This is a genomic window from Pseudomonas sp. LPB0260 (assembly GCF_013388395.1).
In genome coordinates, this window is record NZ_CP058247.1 from 2,434,524 (window position 1) to 2,453,964 (window position 19,441).

Below are 19,441 nucleotides of genomic sequence, written 5' to 3' on the forward strand. Positions count from 1 at the left end.
TCAATTTCCTGAATAAAAAGTCGGTTCTGCCGACTATAGCCCCGCTCTAGACTTTCGACAGTGCCAAAAGCGGCGCTGGTGGCTGCATAGGGGCGCGTAAGTTATCGGAAAGCGCCCGCTGGATCATCCGGATTAGTGTTGGAGTGCCTAGAAAGTGAATAACAAAGCGAAGGTTGCAGAACTCATTCAACAGCGTAAGCCGCGTCATGCGCTGCCGACCGCTTTGTACAGCGACCTCGAGGTATACCGCCAGGACCTCGAGCAGATCTGGCACAAGGAATGGATCTTCGCCGGGCACACCTTCGAGCTGGAAAAGCCCGGCCAGTACCTGACCCTGCAGATCGGCGACTACCCGGTGGTGGTGGTGCGCGGCGGCGACGGGCAGATCCGCGCCCTGCACAACGCCTGCCGCCATCGCGGCTCCAAGGTCTGCAGCGAGGCCAGCGGCAAGGTGGCCAAGCTGGTTTGCCCCTATCACAAGTGGACCTTCGACCTGGACGGCAAGCTGCTGTTCGCCGGCAACATGGGCGTGGACTTCAACAACGCCGAGTACGGCCTCAAAGCCGCCCACTGCGAGGTGGTCAACAGCTACATCTATGTCTGCGTCGCCGAGCAGGCGCCGGACTTTCAGAAGTTCCGCGCCGCCCTGTCGCCCTTTATCGCCCCGCACAACCTCGACGACTGCAAGGTGGCCTTCGAGTCCAACCTGGTGGAGAAGGGCAACTGGAAGCTGGTGTTCGAGAACAACCGCGAGTGCTTCCACTGCGACGGCACCCACCCCGAGCTGATGAACTCCTTCGTCGAGAACCTCTCGGTGGCCGGGGTCGGCGGCGACGACGATCCGGAGTTGGTCGAGCACTGGAACCGCTGCGAGGCCGGCGGCCTGCCCAGCCGTTTGGTGATGGACGATAACGGCCAGTTCCGCATGACCCGCATTCCGCTGTCGTCCGGCGCCGTCAGCTACACCATGAACGGCAAGCCGGCGGTGGCCCGGCGCCTGGACAGCAGCGGCGTGGAGAACATCGGCGCGCTGCTGTACTTCAACTACCCCTCGACCTGGAACCACTTCCTCGGCGACCACGCCCTGAGCTTCCGCGTGCTGCCCCAGGGGCCGAACGAGACCCTGGTGACGACCAAGTGGCTGGTGCCCAAGGATGCCCAGGAAGGCCTCGACTACGACCTGGAGACCCTGACCCGGGTATGGCTGGCCACCAACGACCAGGATCGCCGCCTGGTCGAAGGCACCCAGGCCGGGGTCAACTCGCCGGCCTACGAGCCGGGGCCTTACTCCTCAATCGCCGAGAACGGCGTGTGCCAGTTCGACGACTGGTACTGCGCCACCATGGCGCGCAAGCTGGCCGACTAGCCGCGCGGCGGTAGCTCACCACGCAAGTGCCCCGCATGGCCCTCTCGTCATGCGGGGCCTTTCTGCAGCAGCAAGGTTCTGAGAACAGGAGCATCCAGCGATGCAGCGCTCGCCATTTCCGATGCCTGGCAGTGACTACGCCAGGGGCTTCCTCCTCGTGCTGCTGGCGGCCTTCTGCTACGGCCTGCAGCCGCTGTTCGCCCAGTACGCCTATGCCGGCGGCGCGGACCCGGTGGGCGTGCTGCTGGTGCGCTTTCTGATCGCCGCCGCGGTGCTGCTGCTGTTTCTGCGCCTGCGTGGCATTCGCCTGCCGGCCGGGCGACTGGCCCGCCAGAACCTGCTGGTGGGCATCGGCTATGCCATGGCGGCGCTGGGCTATTACAGCGCCAGCCGCAGCACCTCGGTGAGCCTGGCGGTGATCCTGATGTTTTCCTTCCCGGCGTTCGTCACCGTCCTGTCGATCGCCTACCTGGGTGAGCGCACCAGTGCGCTCAAGCTGCTCAGCCTGGTGCTGGCGCTGGGCGGTGTGCTGCTGGCCGCGGGCATGAGCTTCTCCGGGGAGCTGACCGGCGTGCTCTGGGCGCTGTTTGCCGCCTGCAGCTATGGCGCCGCACTGGTCTACGGCACCCACAGCATTCGCCATGAGCAGCCGCTGGCCTCGGCGGCCATGGTGTTGCTGGGCGGCACCCTGACCTTCGCGCTGGCCGCGTTCACCTGGGGGGCGGCCACGCCGTCGGGGGCGCCGGCCTGGTGGTCGATGCTGGGGCTGGCCCTGTTCGCCACCATCCTGCCGATCGCCGCCTTTCTTGCCGGCTCACCGCATATCGGGCCGTCGTCGGCCTCCACCCTCTCGACCCTGGAGCCGGTGGTGGCGGTGACCATCGCCGTCTTGCTGATCGGTGAACATATCAGCGCCGGTATGCTCGGCGGCGGCTTGCTGGTGGTGACGGCGGCGATCATCCTGGCTCGCCAGGGCGGCGCGCTGGAGCAACTGGCCGTGCCGGAAGCGGTGGTGGCGAGGCAAGGGGTGAACGAGGGGGACTAGCACCACTCCGCCGCCGCACGAAAGGCCGGGCCCGGCAGTAGCACACCACGAGGGGCGTTCCTGTGGGCACGCCCCTTTGTCGTTGCGATGCATTGCACGTCGAATGTGCGTGCATCCTCGCCCTGTCGCCGCGCGTCAGCACCCTAGGCTCAGGCTGTCAAAGAGAGGCGGTGACGGGTATCGGACCGCGCAGGTCGCATTCGGCCAGCCCATACAGGCGCGATGGATATACAAGCCTAGGTGTTTGGCAGCGGTGCTGCGCCGCCTCAGGCTTTGCATGTTCGGGTGAGCAGTGCGAGCGCCGAGATCGGCGCGGACGCGCCGCGACCTCGAAGCCTGTGCACGCTTGTCCAGGCGCGGAGCGCAGCATGGCGATAATGCCGGCACCGATCGGGCCTGCGAGGGGAATAGCGGGTGGCCGCTACGCTGAATGATCCAGCCCATCTACTTGGACGAAATTGACCAATGGCCAGATTGCCTTCCCTGTCCGCGCTGCGAGCCTTCGAAGCGGCGGCGCGCCACTTGAGCTTCACCAAAGCCGCGCAGGAACTGCATATCACCCAGGCCGCCGTCAGCTACCAGATCCGCATGCTGGAGGACGAGCTCGGCGCCCAGCTGTTTGTGCGTGAGAAACGCAGCGTGGTGCTGACCGAGGGCGCACAGCAGCTACTGCCGGTTCTACAGCGGGCGTTCTCGGAAATTGCCGAAGGCATTGAGGCTTTTTCCGCCGTGAGCCGCGAAGAGAAACTCACCGTCGCACTCAGCACGTACTTTGCCATTCATTGGCTGTCCAGGCGCCTGGGACACTTCTCTCACCTGCACCCGGATATTCAGCTTCGCTTGCAGCACCCGGAAACCAATGCGCGTCCAGGTGTCGACGGCGTCGATATGGCGATCGTCTGGAAGGAGCGTCACTGGTCGCCGGAACCGGGTCTTAACAGCCGGCTATTGTTCACCTCGGCCGTCAGCCCCGTCTGCAGTCCGGCCCTGCTGGAAAATCCAGGTTCACCGGCGTCCTCCCAGGGACTGCGCAAGCAGGCCCTGTTGCGCGATGACGTGCACTACGAGGCCTGGTCGAAATGGTTGGAGTTGGCGGGGATAGACGATGCCGGCCCTGCGTACGACATGAAAATCAACGATCCGAATGTCTACCTGCAGGCGGCCATCGATGGGCGTGGCTGGGCACTGGCCGATGAGCTGATTGCCGACGAGATATCCCTGAAGCGTCTGGTGCGGCCTTTCGATCTTTCACTCGAGGGCTATGGGTACTTTATCGTCTACCGCGACGACGCCCTGGAGCGACCCGGGGTGCGTGCGTTCCACCAGTGGATAACCCAGGAGTCGCAGGCCTGAGCTGGCCCTGTCCTGCTACCGAGCAAGGCGGGGCCGAGCCCTGCAGTCGCTGTACGACGCGGGTAGAGCTTGAGCGCACGTTTTGTTCCCGTGCTGCTCGAACCCCACCGCGCGGATATCGGCAAGCGCTCGTCTAGGACGCGACCTGTTTTCAGCTACCGGAATGCTCCATGTACCAATCGCTTAGCTGAACACAAAACTTCTCGTCTTTCGCGAAGGGGCCCGGTCGATAGAACGCCGACTTGGCGCCTGCGGTCATCGATTGGCACAGGGCGACATCTTCCGCGTTGGTTACCTGCCAGACTTCCTTCATGTGTTCGGGGTGATAATCAACGCCTTCGACGGCATCCTCATGAACGATCCAGCTGGTATAGAGCGCACATTTGTCACTGCCAAGCGGCAACACCCAGTTGGTCGCAATGTGGTCCGAGGTGAAGTGAATCCACGCGTTGGGGTTGAACCACATCGACAGCGTGCTTTGATCGTAGTCCTTGAATGGGCCGATCAGTTTCTTGCTGGCCGGCTTGCCATCGAAGGTGATGGATTGGAAATTTTCTTGCATGGGGTAGCGCGCCACGCGGCAGCAATCATTCGGCGTGAAGGCTTGCTCTTTCCACTCCAATCCAAGCGCCTCCCAGCGTTGCACCGCCCGGGCAAACATTTGTTCATAGGCTGGCGATTGCGCGCCATTGAAGCTGGAGGGGTCGAATAGCTTGACCAGGCCCTGGTGGTTCAGGTTGCAATGGCAGCACTCGCGGTTGTTGATCATCACCAGGAACCAGTTGGCGTCGACAATTTCGCATTCGTGATAGGCCAGTTTGTAGCCGCCGTTCTGCAAGCCAAACGGCGCCGCGTAAGGTGCGATGATCTTCTCGATCTCTTCGAGATCGCTGCGATCACACTCAGGGTCCAGGCTGGCGAACAGCAGGCCGTGTACCTCGACCACCGGCAGGCTGTCGAGATGCATCGATTGTCCCAGTTCCGAGCCGGGGAAGTCGGGGGCGAATCCAGGGGCGTTGACCAGGCGGCCGCCGTTGAGCTCATAGACCCACTGATGGTTGGGGCACATGATCATCGGCGGGCATTTCCCATGGGGCTCGCGCAGCAGGCGGGCGCTCTGGTGCGAGCAGCGGTTCGCCATGCAACGGATCACGCCATCGGTACCATGGAGCAGGAAATATTCGTCGTCGAACAGGGAGAACTTGAGGAAGTCCCTTGGCTTCGGGACGTCACCGCGGGTGCCCGCGAAGAACCATTTCTTTGAATAAAGACGCTTGGCACGATCAAGGTCGAATATGGCTTCTTGGGGAAGCCCCATTCCAGAAACATAGTTGTTCAAGTGTGTTCCCCTAAGGAAGATCTGAAATTTCCGCCGCTATTCGGGCTGCAAAGAGCGCTGCCCCAACTGAAAGTCAGCGTGCTGCTTCGCTCAATTCACGTGTTTCTCGACGTGCCTACGCCTACCAAAGAAATGGCGCCTTCAGCGGTGCGCCTCTTGCGCATTCAATAAGCGTTTTTCGCATCCCCAGGTGCGACAGCGCGAAGGCCATGGCGCGGCGGCGGGCGTACTACCAAGCTGCGAACCTGATAGAACGAGCTTGCAGGACGCCTCCGGTGCGAAAAAACGAATGAATCAGCGGCTCCCCAGTGATGTGTCACGTACAGGAAAACTGTCGCGGGCAGGCGGAATGTAGGCTGGGGCGACTTTAAGGACAAACGAGTTCGCCAAATGCTATCCATAAGCGGATTTAATCCATTCGGCAATGTATTGCTTGAGCAGGACAGGGCGATGACGTGCTGCGGGCTGCGTCATGCCCGGGGCGGCGGATGCCGGCACGCTGTCCGTTTTTCCTCCCTGGCGGCGAGGGCGGGGTAATCAGGAAGGTGTGATGGCTTTCTTGTGGTTGTGGTTGTGGTTGTGGTGAGACGCGAGACTGTCGCAACAAGCGAGTCCTGCAGCGGAACAAGGCCGATAACAATCATGATCCATGTGATCGATTGAACGCTGGGCCCCCGTTGCGCGAACTACAGAGTGGCCAGGGCGATGCTGCCCATGACAGGCCGGATATACGAATGCAACCGCACTGACGACAGGCTTGAAAAGCGATTCCTCATCTACTTGTGGGGAGCGTCCATATACATTTGTTAGGGCTAGTACGGAGCATAGTTTTGAAGCTCCTTTATTCGCTGTTTGGCGCGCTCTTCTTTGCAGGCTAGATAGATGCTATTGCGAATAGTCCCTGATCTGTGCATTTCATATTGAGCAGCGCAATCCGCTTCCCTGAATGTAATCCATGCTCTTTGCGCGGTTAAAAGCTTGTTCCTGTATTCAGTGTAATTTTCGTATTCAGTGTCTTGCTGGGAAAGACTTGTCACCAATTTTTTATACGTTAAATTCAGCTCTTTCTCTGTGCTTTCGAAAGAGATAGATGCGCACTGTTCAATGTCAGGCGTTGAGAATGCATTGGCGCAGTCAATATTATTCTCAGGTTCTGCGTATGCCTCAATAGATAAGGCTAGTAGGCAGGCAGCAAGTGAGCGATGCATTGGATGCCCTAACGTTTGGTTAAGGGGCGGGCTTTAGCCCGTCCCAGTGAGCGCAGCGAGCGATTTGAACCACTAGTTAGGTGTCATATACTGATGAATAATGTTGGGGCGTACGCAGACCAATACAAAGCGATTGTGCCTAGTATGCTTGTAGAGATGGCGAATAGCGATATTGGTTTTGATGAGAGTTTAATTGCAAGTGCACCAAGCGCTAAACATATGACTGGCAACGCTGCCCACCACTGAATAGTTTCGAAAACAAATTATGAGTAAGGCGTTTGCTGAACACCAAAGCCTGACCAGAGATTAGTAAAATAATTGGCTGTCTCGGGCTGGAAAAAAAGCATAGATGAAGAATGATTGAGCAATTACAAATATGACTATGGTTACTGCGAGTACGAATTTCTTCACAATGATACCTAACGTTTGGTTAAGGGGTCGGCTTTAGCCGGTCCCAGTGAGCGTAGCGAACGATTTGAACCACTAGTTAGAAGCCAGAAATACCATTATCTCTGGTTTCAGATATTTTTTTGCAATGTCGTATGCGGTATTGCCTTGGGCATCCTTGGCGTCGCGATCTGCGCCGGCTTTAAGCAATACCTTTACTGTTTTGAGGTTTGCCCTGGCTGCCCATAGCAATGGAGTCATATTATTTGTATTTAATGCCGCTATGTCGTGGCGAGCGCCGACTGATAGTAAGAAACGAACCATGCTTGCTCGCCCCCAAGCAGCGGCTCCATGCAGCGGAGTTTCGCCAGCCGAATCAATATGATTCACATCGGCGCCTCTTCGAACTAAGCGACGAGCTCGGCGCAAATTTCCTGCCCAAGCAATGGCATGGAGCTCTGTTTCTGCTCCTCCATCGATAGCAATACCTGGTGCGAAATTTTTATTCATGGGTTCTAACGTTTGGTTAAGGGGCCGGCTTTAGCCGGTCCCAGTGAGCGCAGCGAACGGTTTGAATGCTGTAATGGACACTCCCCGCGCCACGGTTCTATACCCACAACGGTGGTGACTGTGCATTGGGAGAGGTGTGATGAAACGCATAGCAGTTGATCTGGCCAAGTCCGTTTACCAAGTTGCCGAGAGTGTCCGTGCCGGCGTGGTGAGTCAGCGCAGGCGGCTGAGTCGTGAGGCGTTCGGGCGATATATACAGGAGCAGGCTGAGGCGGTCGAGTGGCTGATGGAGGCCTGTGGCACGGCGCACTACTGGGGGCGGTTGATGCAGGCCCGTGGGCACCGGGTGATGCTGCTGCATCCACGCTATGTGCGATCGTACCGGCGGCGTAACAAGACCGACCGCAACGACTGTGAGGCGATGCTCGAAGCGGCGCGCTGTGCCGGCCTGCATCCGGTGCCGGTGAAGAGCCACGAGCAGCAGCAACTGCAGCAGTTGCACGGCCTGCGCGAGACCTGAAAGAAGAGCCGCACCCAGCGTATCAACCTGCTGCGTGGCATCCTGCGCGAAGCGGGTATCGAGGCGCCAGCCAGCACCGCGGCCTTCCTGCGCCGGGCCAACGAACTGATCGAGCGCCCGGAGCTGGCGCGCCTGCGCGGCCTGCTGCAGATCGTCCTGGGTGAGATCAATCTCTATCAGCAGTGCATGGCGGACTGCGAGCGGCAGCTGCAGCAATGGCATGCCGAGGATGAAATCGTGCGCAGGCTGGACGAGGTCAGCGGCATCGGCCTGCTCACCGCCAGCGCCCTGAAGACCGCGGTCGGCAATCCGCAGCGCTTCGCCAGCGGCCGCCAACTCAGTGCCTGGCTGGGCCTGACCCCACGCGAGTTCAGCAGCGGCAACCGGCGCAAGCTGGGCCATATCAGCTGCCAGGGCAACGTCTATGTGCGTACCTTGCTGGTCCACGGCTCCCGCGCCGCCTTGTTGGCGGCCCAGCGCTGCCTGGCCAACACGCCGGAACGACTGACCGCATTACAGCGCTGGGCCACGCAAACGGCGGCGCGCATCGGCCACAACAAAGCGGCGGTGGCGTTGGCCAACAAACTGGTACGAATCTGCTGGGCGGTGTGGTGCCACGAACGACGTTTCAGCGGCAACTGGCAGAGCGTAAGGCCCGCCTGACGGCGGGAGTAACCAGGAGGGAATGAGGGTTTTCGGGTGGTTGTGGTGAGACGCGAGACTGTCGGAACAGGCGAGTCCTGCAGCGGAACAAGGCCGATAACAATCATGATCCACGTGATCGATTGAACGCTGGGCCCCCGCTGTGCGAACTACAGAGTGGCCAGGGCGATGCTGCCCGCGAAAGGCCGGATATACGAATGCAACCGCACTGACGACAGGCTTGAAAAGCGATTCCTCATCTACTTGTGGGGAGCGTCCATATACCAATTGTTAGGCTGTTCAATGCCATGCATATAAAAGAAATATCTGTGTAGAGTGTTGTGGTGTGATTTTGTAGCAAGTCATAACAAGTTTTCCTCGCGATGTTGGTAGATGTAATTTGTCTTTACTTGTTCGCCAGGGGCATATGTAATTATAAGAACCTTCCAGTCATCGCCTTGTTGAAGTGACTGCTTGTGAAGTTTCTTAATGAGATCGCTTAGTAATGAGTGATTATAAGTTGTTTCTACGTCGGCTTTGTCTTTGCCATCTATTGTTAATACTAGCGCCATGACCATATAGCTTTCAAATACGTCAGACTCAAATTCTAATTTTTCATATGGCTGATTTATTCCGGCGGATATCAGTGAAAATAGTTCCTGTAATGTTTCAAATTGCTCTGATATCAAGGGCGTGCTCCATCAGGGCCTAACGTTTGGTTAAGGGGCGGGCTTTAGCCCGTCCCAGTGAGCGCAGCGAACGGTTTGAATGCTGTAATGGACACTCCCCGCGCCACGGTTCTATACCCACAACGGTGGTGACTGTGCATTGGGAGAGGTGTGATGAAACGCATAGCAGTTGATCTGGCCAAGTCCGTTTACCAAGTTGCCGAGAGTGTCCGTGCCGGCGTGGTGAGTCAGCGCAGGCGGCTGAGTCGTGAGGCGTTCGGGCGATATATACAGGAGCAGGCCGAGGCGGTCGAGTGGCTGATGGAGGCCTGTGGCACGGCGCACTACTGGGGGCGGTTGATGCAGGCCCGTGGGCACCGGGTGATGCTGCTGCATCCACGCTATGTGCGATCGTACCGGCGGCGTAACAAGACCGACCGCAACGACTGTGAGGCGATGCTCGAAGCGGCGCGCTGTGCCGGCCTGCATCCGGTGCCGGTGAAGAGCCACGAGCAGCAGCAACTGCAGCAGTTGCACGGCCTGCGCGAGACCTGGAAGAAGAGCCGCACCCAGCGCATCAACCTGCTGCGTGGCATCCTGCGCGAAGCGGGTATCGAGGCGCCAGCCAGCGCCGCGGCCTTCCTGCGCCGGGCCAACGAACTGATCGAGCGCCCGGAGCTGGAGCGCCTGCGCGGCCTGCTGCAGATCGTTCTGGGCGAGATCAATCTCTATCAGCAGTGCATGGCGGACTGCGAGCGGCAGCTTCAGCAATGGCATGCCGAGGATGAAATCGTGCGCAGGCTGGACGAGGTCAGCGGCATCGGCCTGCTCACCGCCAGCGCGCTGAAGACCGCGGTCGGCAATCCGCAGCGCTTCGCCAGCGGCCGCCAACTCAGTGCCTGGCTGGGCCTGACCCCACGCGAGTTCAGCAGCGGCAACCGGCGCAAGCTGGGCCATATCAGCTGCCAGGGCAACGTCTATGTGCGTACCTTGCTGGTCCACGGCTCCCGCGCCGCCTTGTTGGCGGCCCAGCGCTGCTAGGCCAATACGCCCGAGCGAATGACCGCGCTGCAGCGCTGGGCCACGCAAACGGCGGCGCGCATCGGCCACAACAAGGCGGCGGTGGCCTTGGCCAACAAACTGGTACGGATCTGCTGGGCGGTGTGGTGCCACGAACGACGTTTCAGTGGCGACTGGCAGAGCGCCAAGCCCGCCTGACGGCGGGGGTAATCAGGAGGGAATGAAGGGTTTCGGGTGGTTGTGGTGAGACGCGAGACTGTCGGAATAGGCGAGTCCTGCAGCGGAACAAGGCCGATAACAATCATGATCCACGTGATCGATTGAACGCTGGGCCCCCGCTGTGCGAACTACAGAGTGGCCAGGGCGATGCTGCCCATGACAGGCCGGATATACGAATGCAACCGCACTGACGACAGGCTTGAAAAGCGATTCCTCATCTACTTGTGGGGAGCGTCCATATACCACTTGTTAGGCTGTTGGGTTAGTAGCTCTGAAAAAAGACAACATAGCTTTAAGGAAAGAACGAGCTTCAGCGCCATTGATGAAATTATGCGAATGGGCCTCTGAATTCCAAAAGAGAAGAATATTTTCATCTGATCTTTCAAGGAGCTCGGATAGCTGAGTCTGGATGCGTGACATGGCTTCTTTGTCATGGCCGGTGAAAATATCTGACCAGATTTCCTCATCCGTACCGAAATCCAGATATGCATCTTGGTGATACCAGGACCCAATAGCATTTTTGAGAGTCGCGAACTCTCCAAGATGTGCGAGGTAACTGGGTTCTTTGTTCATAATGCCTAACGATTAAGCTAACCGGCAGGCAAAAGCGCAGCTTTTGACTGTCCAGCGAACGAAGTGAGCGAGGTTGAGCGCATTGTTGTGCATCAATGCTCCGTCCCGGCATATACCCACATTGGCTCCGTTTTACCTGCCCGGCTAAACCCAAGAGCTTTGTAAAAATCAATGGCGTCCCCGTCCGCGGTTAGCATTAGCTGATGAAAGCCTTTGTACTTGCTAAGCATGGCCTGCATCATTTTCTTACCGATACCCTGGCCTTGAAGATTGGGTTTCACCAGCATGTGTGGGAAGTAGACGACAAGATGGCCGTCTGAAATTGCGTTGCCAATACCGACTAGCTGGCCATTTAGTCGGGCTGTGACGAGGGCGTGTGAATTACGCAGCGCCGGCAGTAGCTGATCTGGTTTTTGGGCGGATGACCATTCGTTAGCGGAGTACAATGAAACTACTTCATCTTCCGCAATTGCGTCTTGCATTGATATGACGACTTCCATCGGGCTTCCTTGCTCTTGGTGCACAACGATTAAGCTAACGGGCGGCCAAAAGCGCAGCTTTTGGACGTCCAGCGAGTGAAACGAGCGGCGTTCAGCGCATTGTTAGCGGTTGCTCGGTGTATGGTAGGTAGTTTTCAAACTCCCACTCCATGTACTTGCATAATTGGTTGGCGGCATTTTCCCAACTATCAGCCGAAATTGCTGAGACAAGACCGCTGACCATTCTCTCGACTTCTGGCCATGAGAATTCTGGCATTAGCAAATAACTACGCCCCCATCGTGTTTCTGGCCATTTTTCCAAAAACTTAGGTGTGATAACTGTGAAAGTAAAGTAGTCAGCCCCTTCATGGCCCATGGTTCCTATGTCTGCGTGCATAAGTATCGCGCAGCAGTCTGGCTCTTCAGGGATGTTAGGTTTGCCGTACTCAAGGCTATATATTTTCTTTAGCTCGATGCGCATACATAACCGCTAACGATTAAGCTAAGGGGCGGGCTTTAGCCCGTCCCAGCGAACGAAGTGAGCGATTTGAGCGCATAGTTGTGCTACCACACCAGAGTAAGAAGTTCATTTGGTGCTGTGCTCATCGTAACGCCAAGTAGAAGCCATAATGCTCCTGTTGCTGATATGTGGAGGCCGCCTGTGCTTGAAGCTTCTAATTTTTTATGTGTTTCGCTGTCGGCTAGCTCTCTTAATAATGTTTCCTGACTAATTGCTTCAATCATGGATTTTTCTTGTTTATCTAAGCTGATTTCAGTCTCGTGGATACGCTTATATATATGATTGATATTTGTTTCAATTGCCGCTAAGCGATCTTCGATACTAGAGTTTTCGTCAATTGGTAAGGAGGTGCAGCCACGAGAGTTTCCTGTCATAGCCCTAAAAGTGGCATGACCGCTCCCAGAGTTGACTCTTCCTCCGTATGGCGGGAAGTTTTTGAGCCATTGGAGGCCTTTTGTTATAAGGCTTGGCTGGCCAAATAGTTCCCTCGTTTCTTTGATACCCCACGCGACAGTGAAGATTCCTAGTACTTGTAATATTAGCCCGGTGATCCGGATGGATTGCTCGTCGGGGTTAAGGTTTATGTACGCGACGGATAAAATGGCGACTGACAAGGCGCGCCAAAGATGGTTGGCTTGTTTTATCCATTTCCAAATAGCTTTGAGCCACGATAGTAATTTTTTCATACGTACGCATCTTTTCGATTGGGGGCACAACGTTTGGTTAAGGGGCGGGCTTTAGCCCGTCCCGAGTGAGCGAAGCGAACGACTTGAACCACTAGTTAGGTGATTGCAGACCATTCTGCCCAAGGGTAATGATAACTGTGGCTTTCGTGGACAAAGTATTTTTTGCCGCAGCTCAAACATTTGCAGTGAAATTCAGGTTCCCATGGAATGTCATTTTTCTTTTCAATTAGTATGTAGCCGCGAACCTGTTCTTCTTCTGGCAAGAACCTTTGAGCAGATTTGTATAGATTACATCTGCAGGTATTTGATTCTTTATGCTCTAATATTTTCAGTGCCAGTTTAGGTATTTCACGACTATCAGCGACTGATGGGCATTCTGGTGCTGGTAATTTTTCGACGGCAGTTCGTATAACGGCTATAGAGTCTAGTGGAATTTCATTAAGATCAATTGCATTTGCTTTAATTATGCACCACCCAGCAGACCATGCGAGGTGATTATCTCCTGAAGAGATATCTTTGAGGGTTTTCTCGATATCCATTCAATTACCTAACGATTAAGCTAAGGGGCGGGCTTTAGCCCGTCCCAGCGAACGAAGTGAGCGATTTAAGCGACTTGTTAGGCGCATGCACGGACGATCTGTAGTTGTATTGATGAGACACCCGAAATGGCCGAGTCGTTTGACCAAGCATCTAGTTCTTCATCGATATTCCCTGTTATTACCCATGCTCTGCCTACATTTTGGGCTATAGATAGTGTTTCAAATATTACTTCTGACCAATTATGGGCAGATATAGGTATAGCCCCAGCAATCAAAAAACCGCCCTTGTGATAGGGGGCGATAGTAAGTGTGCTTGGTTCTGACCCAATGCTAGAAAAATAGCGCTTAGCCACTTTTGCCGCAGCTTCTTTTGACGAACAGTCAGTAAATATTTTGTATGCTGCGTTCATTTTTCTTGTGTGCCTAACTAAAATTAGACGTCAAATGATGCGTTTAAACGCATCGTTTGACGGATAACGTTCTGGGGGGCGGGCCTGGAAGGCTCTGGCGTGCGCCTTGGGCGGCGGGCGCTTGGGCGCGGGGGTGTTATGCACCATCGGGACAATTCCATTTGCGAGGGGCCGAAGAGGCGTCGAGATTAGCGCGAGCCGGGGACGGGAAACAATAAGGGGCGGGTGTCGGCCGAGTCTTCTGGATGTCGGCTGCGCTGGCGATGGCCCTTGCGCGTCGCTGGGGATTGCCAGTGGGGCGTTCGCGTTCCTCCGGTGGAAAACGCTGCACGGTTTTCCACCCTACGCAATCGCGGGGGCTGGGTAGGGTGGACAAGCTTGGCTTGTCCACCGGCTGGTGCGCACGGCCGTGCAGGTCCGCTAGCCGTGGCCTGTCAGTTGGGTGGGCTAACCGCGTAGCGGCGTAACCCACCAGTGCGGCGGTCAGGCCGCCGGATGGCCGGCCTAAAGGCCAGGCGCCTAGAGGTCCTTAACCAGGCGCAGGGCGTCGTAGATGGCGGCGTGGGTGTTGCGCGCGGCCACCGCGTCGCCGATGCGGAACAGCTGGAACTCGCCGTCCGGGTTGTCGTCGCGGGTCTGCGGTTGGCCGACGATCAGGTCGGCGTACTCGACCGCGCCGAGGTTGCGCGAGAAGGGCTTGAGCTCGAAATACAGCTCGTCCATCGGCCGGGTGCCGTGGTTGACCACCACCTGGTCGACCCGGCGCTGCTTGCGCACACCGCCGTAGTCGCTGTCGATCTCGGCCAGCAGGCCTTCGCCGTCGCGCGCCACCGAAGCCAGGCGGTAGGTGACGGTGAAGGTGGTGTCGAGCTTCTGCAGCGAGCGCATGTAGGGCACCAGGTTCATCGCCATGACTTCCGGGGCGAAGGCGCGGTCGGGGGTCATGATCTCCAGCTTGGCGCCGCTCTGGGCGATGAACTCGGCGGCCTGCAGGGCGGCGTGGTCGCCGGCGTCGTCGAACAGCAGCACATTGCTGCCGGGTTTGACGTCGCCGGAGATGATGTCCCAGGCCGACACCACATGCTCGTTGCCCGCGCCGAGGATCTCGGTGTGGGGAAAGCCGCCGGTGGCGACGATGACCACGTCGGCGCGCTCGGCGCGGACGGTTTCGGCGTCGGCCCAGGTGTTGAAGCGGAACTCCACACCCAGCGCCTCGCACTGGCTCATGCGCCATTCGACGATGCTGAGCATCTCGCGCCGGCGCGGGCTTTGCGCGGTCAGGCGGATCTGCCCGCCGGGCTGGTTGGCGGCCTCCAGCACCAGCACCTGGTGGCCGCGCTCGCTGGCGACCCGCGCGGCTTCCAGGCCGGCCGGGCCGGCGCCGATGATCACCACCTTGCGCCGCGTCGCGGCCTTGGGGATGTCGTGGGGCATGCTGGTCTCGCGGCCGGTGGCGGCGTTGTGGATGCAGTAGGCCGCGCCGCCCTGGTAGATGCGGTCGAGGCAGTAGTTGGCGCCGACGCAGGGGCGGATGTCCTGCTCGCGACCCTCGATCAGCTTGCGCACCAGGTGCGGGTCGGTCATGTGCGCGCGGGTCATGCCGACCATGTCGACCTTGCCCGAGGCGATGGCGTGGCGCGCGGTGGCGATATCCGGAATCTTCGCCGCGTGGAAGGTGGGGAAGTCGGTGGCGGCGCGAATCTGCCCGGCGAAGTCCAGGTGCGGCGAGTTGGCCATGCCCTGGATCGGGATCACATCGGTCAGGCCCGGGTCGGTGTCGATGTGGCCGCGGATGATGTTGAGGAAATCGACCATGCCGCTTTCCTTCAGGCGGCGCGAGATGTCCAGGCCTTCCTCGGCGGCCAGGCCGCCGGGCAGCGCCTCGTCGGCGGTGTAGCGCACGCCGACGATGAACTCGTTGCCGACGCGCTGGCGCACGGCCTTGAGCACGTCGAAGGTGAAGCGCAGGCGGTTGTCCAGGGAGCCGCCGTAGGGGGCGTCCAGCTCGTTGGTCAGCGGCGACCAGAACTGGTCCATCAGGTGGCCGTAGGCCTGCAGCTCGATGCCGTCGAGGCCGGCGGCCTTCATCCGCTCCGCCGCATCGGCGTAGTCCTTGATGATGCGCTCGATGTCCCAGTCTTCCAGCTTCTTGGGAAAGGCGCGGTGCGCCGCCTCGCGGTTGTGCGAGGGCGAGACCACCGGCAGCCAGTCGCCCTTGTCCCAGCGGGTGCGGCGACCCAGGTGGGTCAGCTGGATCATCACCGCGGCGCCATGTTCGTGGCACTCGTCGGCCAGGTCCTTCATCCAGCCGACCACCTCGTCCTTGTAGGCGAGGATGTTGTTGAACACCGGCGGGCTGTCGCGCGACACCGCCGCCGAGCCGGCGGTCATGGTCAGGGCGACGCCGGCCTTGGCCCGTTCCACGTGGTAGGCGCGGTACAGCGCCTTGGGCATGCCGTCCTCGGGGTAGGCCGGCTCGTGGGAGGTGGTGATGATGCGGTTGCGCAGGGTCAGGTGCTTGAGCTGGTAGGGCTGGAGAAGCGGGTCGTTGGACATGGTCTGGGCTCCACGCAGAGAAGAAACTCGGGTCGGCGTTCGGGGTTAATGTACATGAGTGTCTATTTAATGATCCTCTGTGTACATTTGCGCGGGCCGCCGATGTCGCTCTCGACTATCTGGTGTCGCTCGCGGTGGTGCTGATGATCGGTAAAAGGCAGGTTTCAGCCTTCTGACTGCCCATTGTTGGAATATCCAGGCAGTGGCAGGAGGCGGCTTAAATGTACATGGATGTCTCTTTTATCAACGTTAGTGGACATTGCGCTTGTGCCGCGGGGGAGCGGCCGCTAGCATCGGCCCATGAGCACACCGACGAAATCCCCCGAAAGCGGCTGGCGCGGTTCGGCCGAGGGCTGGCTGCAGGCGGCCTATGACAGCCTGGTCGAGTCCGGCGTCGAGGCCGTGCGCATCCAGCCGCTGGCGAAGAAACTGAACCTGTCGCGCACCAGCTTCTACTGGTTCTTCAAGGACCGCGATGAGCTGCTGGCCGCGCTGATCGAGCGCTGGCGGGCGAAGAACACCGGCAACCTGGTCGGCCAGGCGGAGGCCTATGCCGAAAGCATCGCCGAGGCCATCCTCAACGTCTTCGACTGCTGGCTGACCCCGGCCCTGTTCGATTCCCAGTTCGAGTTCGCCGTGCGCAGCTGGGCGTTGCAGGAGCCCAGGGTGGCCGAGGAGGTCGATGTCGCCGACAAGGCGCGCCTGGCCGCCCTGAGCGGGATGTTCGAGCGCTTCGGCTTCGACGGCATGAGCGCCGACGTGCGGGCCCGTTCGACCTACCTGACGCAGATCGGCTACATCAGCATGAACACCCACGAGGATGCCCTGACGCGCATGCAGCGCATTCCCGAGTACGTGAAGATCTTCACCGGCCAGCCGCCGCAGCCCCGCGAGCTGGAGCGCTTCTATGCCCGCCACGGCTATGCGGTGCAGGCACCGACCCTGGTGGCCCTGGCGGCGAAGGGCCCGCTGCACACCTAAGCGCCATGGTGGGCAAGCCTTCGGCGTTGCCCACCCTACGGGGGCGCAGAAACCTAGGGTGGATGGTCGTAGCCAGCCATCATGGTGGGCAAGCCTTCGGCGTTGCCCACCCTACGGGAACGCAGAAACCTAGGGTGGATGGCTGTAGCCATTCACCACGTCGGGCAAGCCTCCGGCGTTGCCCACCCTACGGGGGCGCAGATACGTAGGGTGGATGGCCGTAGCCATCCACCTGGGAGGGGCAGGCCCCTGGCGTTGCCCTTGCTTGAATGAACGGCCTTGCGCCGTAGGGGAGGAGAAATGGCACAGGCAATCACGCTCGGCATCATCGGTGGCGGCGGCTGGCTGGGACGCGCCATCGGCGGCGCCCTGCTCGAAAAGGGCGTGCTGGCGCCGGCCGGGCTGATCCTCTCCAGTCGCAGCGGGCGGGTCGAGGGCTTCGCGGCCTGGCCCGACGTTCGGCTGACCCAGGACAACCGCCAGCTGGCGCAACTGGCCGAGATCATCGTGCTGTCGGTGCGGCCCGAGCAGTTCGCCGATGTGCAAGTCGAGGCCGCCGACAAGCTGGTCATCTCCTTCATGGCCGGGGTCTCGGTCGACACCCTGATCGCCCGCACCGGCAGCCGGCGCATCATCCGCGCCATGCCCAATGCCGCCGCGGAGATTGGCCAGTGCTACACCCCCTGGTTCGCCACGGCGCAGGTCACGGCGGCCGACAAGGCCTTCACCCAGGCGATGTTCGAGGCTTGCGGTAGCGCCGACGAAGTGGCCAGCGAAGCCGATCTCGATTACCTGACCGGGCTGGTCGGCTCGGGCGCGGCCTATCCGGCGCTGCTGGCCGAGGCCATGCTCGCCCACGCCCTGGCCAGGGGCTTGCCGCGCCAGGTGGCCGAGAACGCGGTGCGTGGCGTGGTGGTCGGCGCAAGCCAGTTGCTCGGCCGCGCTGGCATGTCGCCGGCGCAGATGGTCCAGGCCATGCTCGACTACCGCGGCACCACCGCCGCCGGCCTGCAGGCCATGGGTGACGCCGGCTTCCGGCAGGCCGTCGGGGCCGGTCTGGAGGCGGCCGAAGCGGCTGCCCAACGGATGAAGAACCGCTATGCGCAAGACTCGCGCTGAGTAGCCGGATCGGCGCGGCGGCGCCTTAGTTCGCGAGCATCCTGCTACCGGCCTCCTGCCCCTGGCCTGTTTGCTGGGCGACACTCCTCACTGCTGTGACAACTCCAAAAAGGCCGCACCGCGGCCGGCTCCATCGCGAACCTTTGCGCTGCCCGGCCCTCTTGCCGAAAAGGTCGGACTGAGTTCGTGCGGCAATCTCCCTCGCCGGGTTGTTCAGGGCGAATCCGCCTAGCAGCGGGGCCGGGCGCATAGAGCCGCAGATATGGCGTGGGCGCATTATTTGCTCCGTATTAGAACGACGCCTTCAGCATAAGTTTTCCTACTGCTTAGCAGAAAAAATTTGAATTTTCTTCTGGCCCAATGTTGAACAGTATGCAGTCAGCGCTAAGCAGGAAATCAACCAGACGACAGACCAAGAACAATACGAGGGTGCATTCATGTCCAATTTCATCAAGCAACTGCCAAAAGTTTACGTGCTGGATAATGGTCGCATGAAGATGGATAAGAACTTCATGATCAGCATGCATAATCCGGCCACTATCGACGAGCCGAACAAGCCTGCCGAGATGATCGAATTTCCCATCTATACCGTGTTCATCGACCATCCCGACGGCAAGGTATTGTTTGATACCGCCTGCAACCCCAATAGCATGGGTGAGAACGGCCGGTGGCCGAAAGAAATCCAGAACATGTTTCACTACACCGCGATGGTCAACGGTCAGGACTGTCACTTGCACAGTCGTCTGGAAGAAATTGGCGTAGACCCTCGCGAGGTTGACTATGTCGTGGTTTCCCACTTGCATCTCGATCACTCTGGTTGTTTGGAGTTGTTCACCAACGCGAAGATCATCGTTCATCAGAATGAATTCAACGCTGCCCTTTCCAACTACGCCCAGAACAGAAGTGCCGAAGGGTTCATCTGGGATGATGTCGATGCGTGGATCAAGAATGATCTGACCTGGAAAGTGGTCAAGGAGGCAGACGGCGACCTGGACTTGCTCGATGGCGTTCGGGTGTTGAACTTCGGCGGTGGACACTCGTATGGCATGCTCGGCCTGCATATCGACCTGCCCGGTCATGGTCGGCTGATACTTGCATCAGATGCCGTCTACTCCGCAGAAAACTACAGCAACCCAAGTCGACTGCCCGCGACCATCTACGACTCGCTGGGTTACATGAGAACCGTGGAGAAGATCCAAAAGCTCTCCAAGCAGACAAATTCAGACGTCTGGTTCGGGCATGACAGCGAGCAGTTCAACTCCCTGAGAAAATCAACTGACGGCTATTACGAGTAAGGGGCA

General features: G+C 59.1%; 16 protein-coding genes and 2 pseudogenes. 8 read left to right on the plus strand and 10 right to left on the minus strand.

Annotated features, from left to right (window positions below; translation table 11 throughout):
* The first annotated feature begins 154 nt into the window (after nucleotides 1-154).
* The 3 genes from LPB260_RS10815 to LPB260_RS10825 all read left to right on the plus strand — a co-directional run bounded on the left by LPB260_RS10815 (nucleotide 155) and on the right by LPB260_RS10825 (nucleotide 3,764).
* Nucleotides 155-1,366, plus strand: a complete 1,212-nt coding sequence (locus LPB260_RS10815) for an aromatic ring-hydroxylating dioxygenase subunit alpha (RefSeq protein WP_208708730.1) — start codon at nucleotides 155-157, stop codon at nucleotides 1,364-1,366.
* A 100-nt stretch (nucleotides 1,367-1,466) separates the two neighbouring features.
* The gene (locus LPB260_RS10820) at nucleotides 1,467-2,411 is read left to right on the plus strand and encodes a DMT family transporter (protein WP_208708731.1); all 945 of its coding nucleotides are present in this window, start codon (nucleotides 1,467-1,469) and stop codon (nucleotides 2,409-2,411) included.
* A 465-nt stretch (nucleotides 2,412-2,876) separates the two neighbouring features.
* A complete protein-coding gene (locus LPB260_RS10825) occupies nucleotides 2,877-3,764 on the plus strand; it encodes a LysR substrate-binding domain-containing protein (RefSeq protein ID WP_208708732.1) in 888 nt (295 codons plus the stop codon).
* A 151-nt stretch (nucleotides 3,765-3,915) separates the two neighbouring features.
* On the opposite strand, the gene LPB260_RS10830 is transcribed toward LPB260_RS10825, so the two are convergent.
* The 3 genes from LPB260_RS10830 to LPB260_RS10840 all read right to left on the minus strand — a co-directional run bounded on the left by LPB260_RS10830 (nucleotide 3,916) and on the right by LPB260_RS10840 (nucleotide 7,208).
* Nucleotides 3,916-5,103 carry an SRPBCC family protein gene (locus LPB260_RS10830; RefSeq protein WP_208708733.1) on the minus strand — a complete coding sequence of 396 codons (1,188 nt, stop codon included), beginning with the start codon at nucleotides 5,101-5,103 and terminating at the stop codon, nucleotides 3,916-3,918.
* An 812-nt stretch (nucleotides 5,104-5,915) separates the two neighbouring features.
* Nucleotides 5,916-6,311, minus strand: coding sequence for a lysozyme inhibitor LprI family protein (locus tag LPB260_RS29345; RefSeq protein WP_208708734.1), 396 nt, complete (start codon nucleotides 6,309-6,311; stop codon nucleotides 5,916-5,918).
* Between the two features lie 483 nt (nucleotides 6,312-6,794).
* A complete protein-coding gene (locus LPB260_RS10840; RefSeq protein WP_208708735.1) occupies nucleotides 6,795-7,208 on the minus strand; it encodes an ankyrin repeat domain-containing protein in 414 nt (137 codons plus the stop codon).
* A 139-nt stretch (nucleotides 7,209-7,347) separates the two neighbouring features.
* Between LPB260_RS10840 and LPB260_RS10845 the strand changes: the two are divergent.
* A pseudogene (locus LPB260_RS10845) lies at nucleotides 7,348-8,391 on the plus strand (IS110 family transposase).
* A 341-nt stretch (nucleotides 8,392-8,732) separates the two neighbouring features.
* On the opposite strand, the gene LPB260_RS10850 reads toward LPB260_RS10845, so the two are convergent.
* Complete coding sequence (locus LPB260_RS10850) at nucleotides 8,733-9,059, minus strand: hypothetical protein (RefSeq protein WP_208708736.1); 327 nt, start codon at nucleotides 9,057-9,059, stop codon at nucleotides 8,733-8,735.
* A 153-nt stretch (nucleotides 9,060-9,212) separates the two neighbouring features.
* Here LPB260_RS10850 and LPB260_RS10855 point away from each other — a divergent pair.
* A pseudogene (locus LPB260_RS10855) lies at nucleotides 9,213-10,256 on the plus strand (IS110 family transposase).
* Between the two features lie 270 nt (nucleotides 10,257-10,526).
* Here LPB260_RS10855 and LPB260_RS10860 read toward each other — a convergent pair.
* The 6 genes from LPB260_RS10860 to LPB260_RS10885 all read right to left on the minus strand — a co-directional run bounded on the left by LPB260_RS10860 (nucleotide 10,527) and on the right by LPB260_RS10885 (nucleotide 16,040).
* Entirely contained in the window at nucleotides 10,527-10,850 is a 324-nt protein-coding gene (locus LPB260_RS10860) for a contact-dependent growth inhibition system immunity protein (RefSeq protein WP_208708737.1), read from the minus strand.
* 92 nt (nucleotides 10,851-10,942) lie between these two features.
* Nucleotides 10,943-11,350, minus strand: coding sequence for a GNAT family N-acetyltransferase (locus LPB260_RS10865; RefSeq protein ID WP_208708738.1), 408 nt, complete (start codon nucleotides 11,348-11,350; stop codon nucleotides 10,943-10,945).
* Nucleotides 11,351-11,441: 91 nt separating this feature from the next.
* Complete coding sequence (locus LPB260_RS10870; RefSeq protein ID WP_208708739.1) at nucleotides 11,442-11,810, minus strand: Imm8 family immunity protein; 369 nt, start codon at nucleotides 11,808-11,810, stop codon at nucleotides 11,442-11,444.
* A gap of 83 nt (nucleotides 11,811-11,893) precedes the next feature.
* On the minus strand, nucleotides 11,894-12,535 hold the full coding sequence (locus LPB260_RS10875; RefSeq protein ID WP_208708740.1) for a hypothetical protein: 642 nt from the start codon (nucleotides 12,533-12,535) through the stop codon (nucleotides 11,894-11,896).
* 95 nt (nucleotides 12,536-12,630) lie between these two features.
* Entirely contained in the window at nucleotides 12,631-13,074 is a 444-nt protein-coding gene (locus tag LPB260_RS10880) for a hypothetical protein (protein WP_208708741.1), read from the minus strand.
* A 929-nt stretch (nucleotides 13,075-14,003) separates the two neighbouring features.
* On the minus strand, nucleotides 14,004-16,040 hold the full coding sequence (locus tag LPB260_RS10885; protein ID WP_208708742.1) for an NADH:flavin oxidoreductase: 2,037 nt from the start codon (nucleotides 16,038-16,040) through the stop codon (nucleotides 14,004-14,006).
* Between the two features lie 300 nt (nucleotides 16,041-16,340).
* Here LPB260_RS10885 and LPB260_RS10890 point away from each other — a divergent pair, with 300 nt between their 5' ends.
* The 3 genes from LPB260_RS10890 to LPB260_RS10900 all read left to right on the plus strand — a co-directional run bounded on the left by LPB260_RS10890 (nucleotide 16,341) and on the right by LPB260_RS10900 (nucleotide 19,435).
* Complete coding sequence (locus LPB260_RS10890; protein ID WP_208708743.1) at nucleotides 16,341-17,021, plus strand: TetR/AcrR family transcriptional regulator; 681 nt, start codon at nucleotides 16,341-16,343, stop codon at nucleotides 17,019-17,021.
* A 300-nt stretch (nucleotides 17,022-17,321) separates the two neighbouring features.
* Complete coding sequence (locus LPB260_RS10895; RefSeq protein WP_208708744.1) at nucleotides 17,322-18,140, plus strand: pyrroline-5-carboxylate reductase; 819 nt, start codon at nucleotides 17,322-17,324, stop codon at nucleotides 18,138-18,140.
* 437 nt (nucleotides 18,141-18,577) lie between these two features.
* A complete protein-coding gene (locus LPB260_RS10900; RefSeq protein ID WP_208708745.1) occupies nucleotides 18,578-19,435 on the plus strand; it encodes an N-acyl homoserine lactonase family protein in 858 nt (285 codons plus the stop codon).
* Nucleotides 19,436-19,441: the final 6 nt, after the last annotated feature.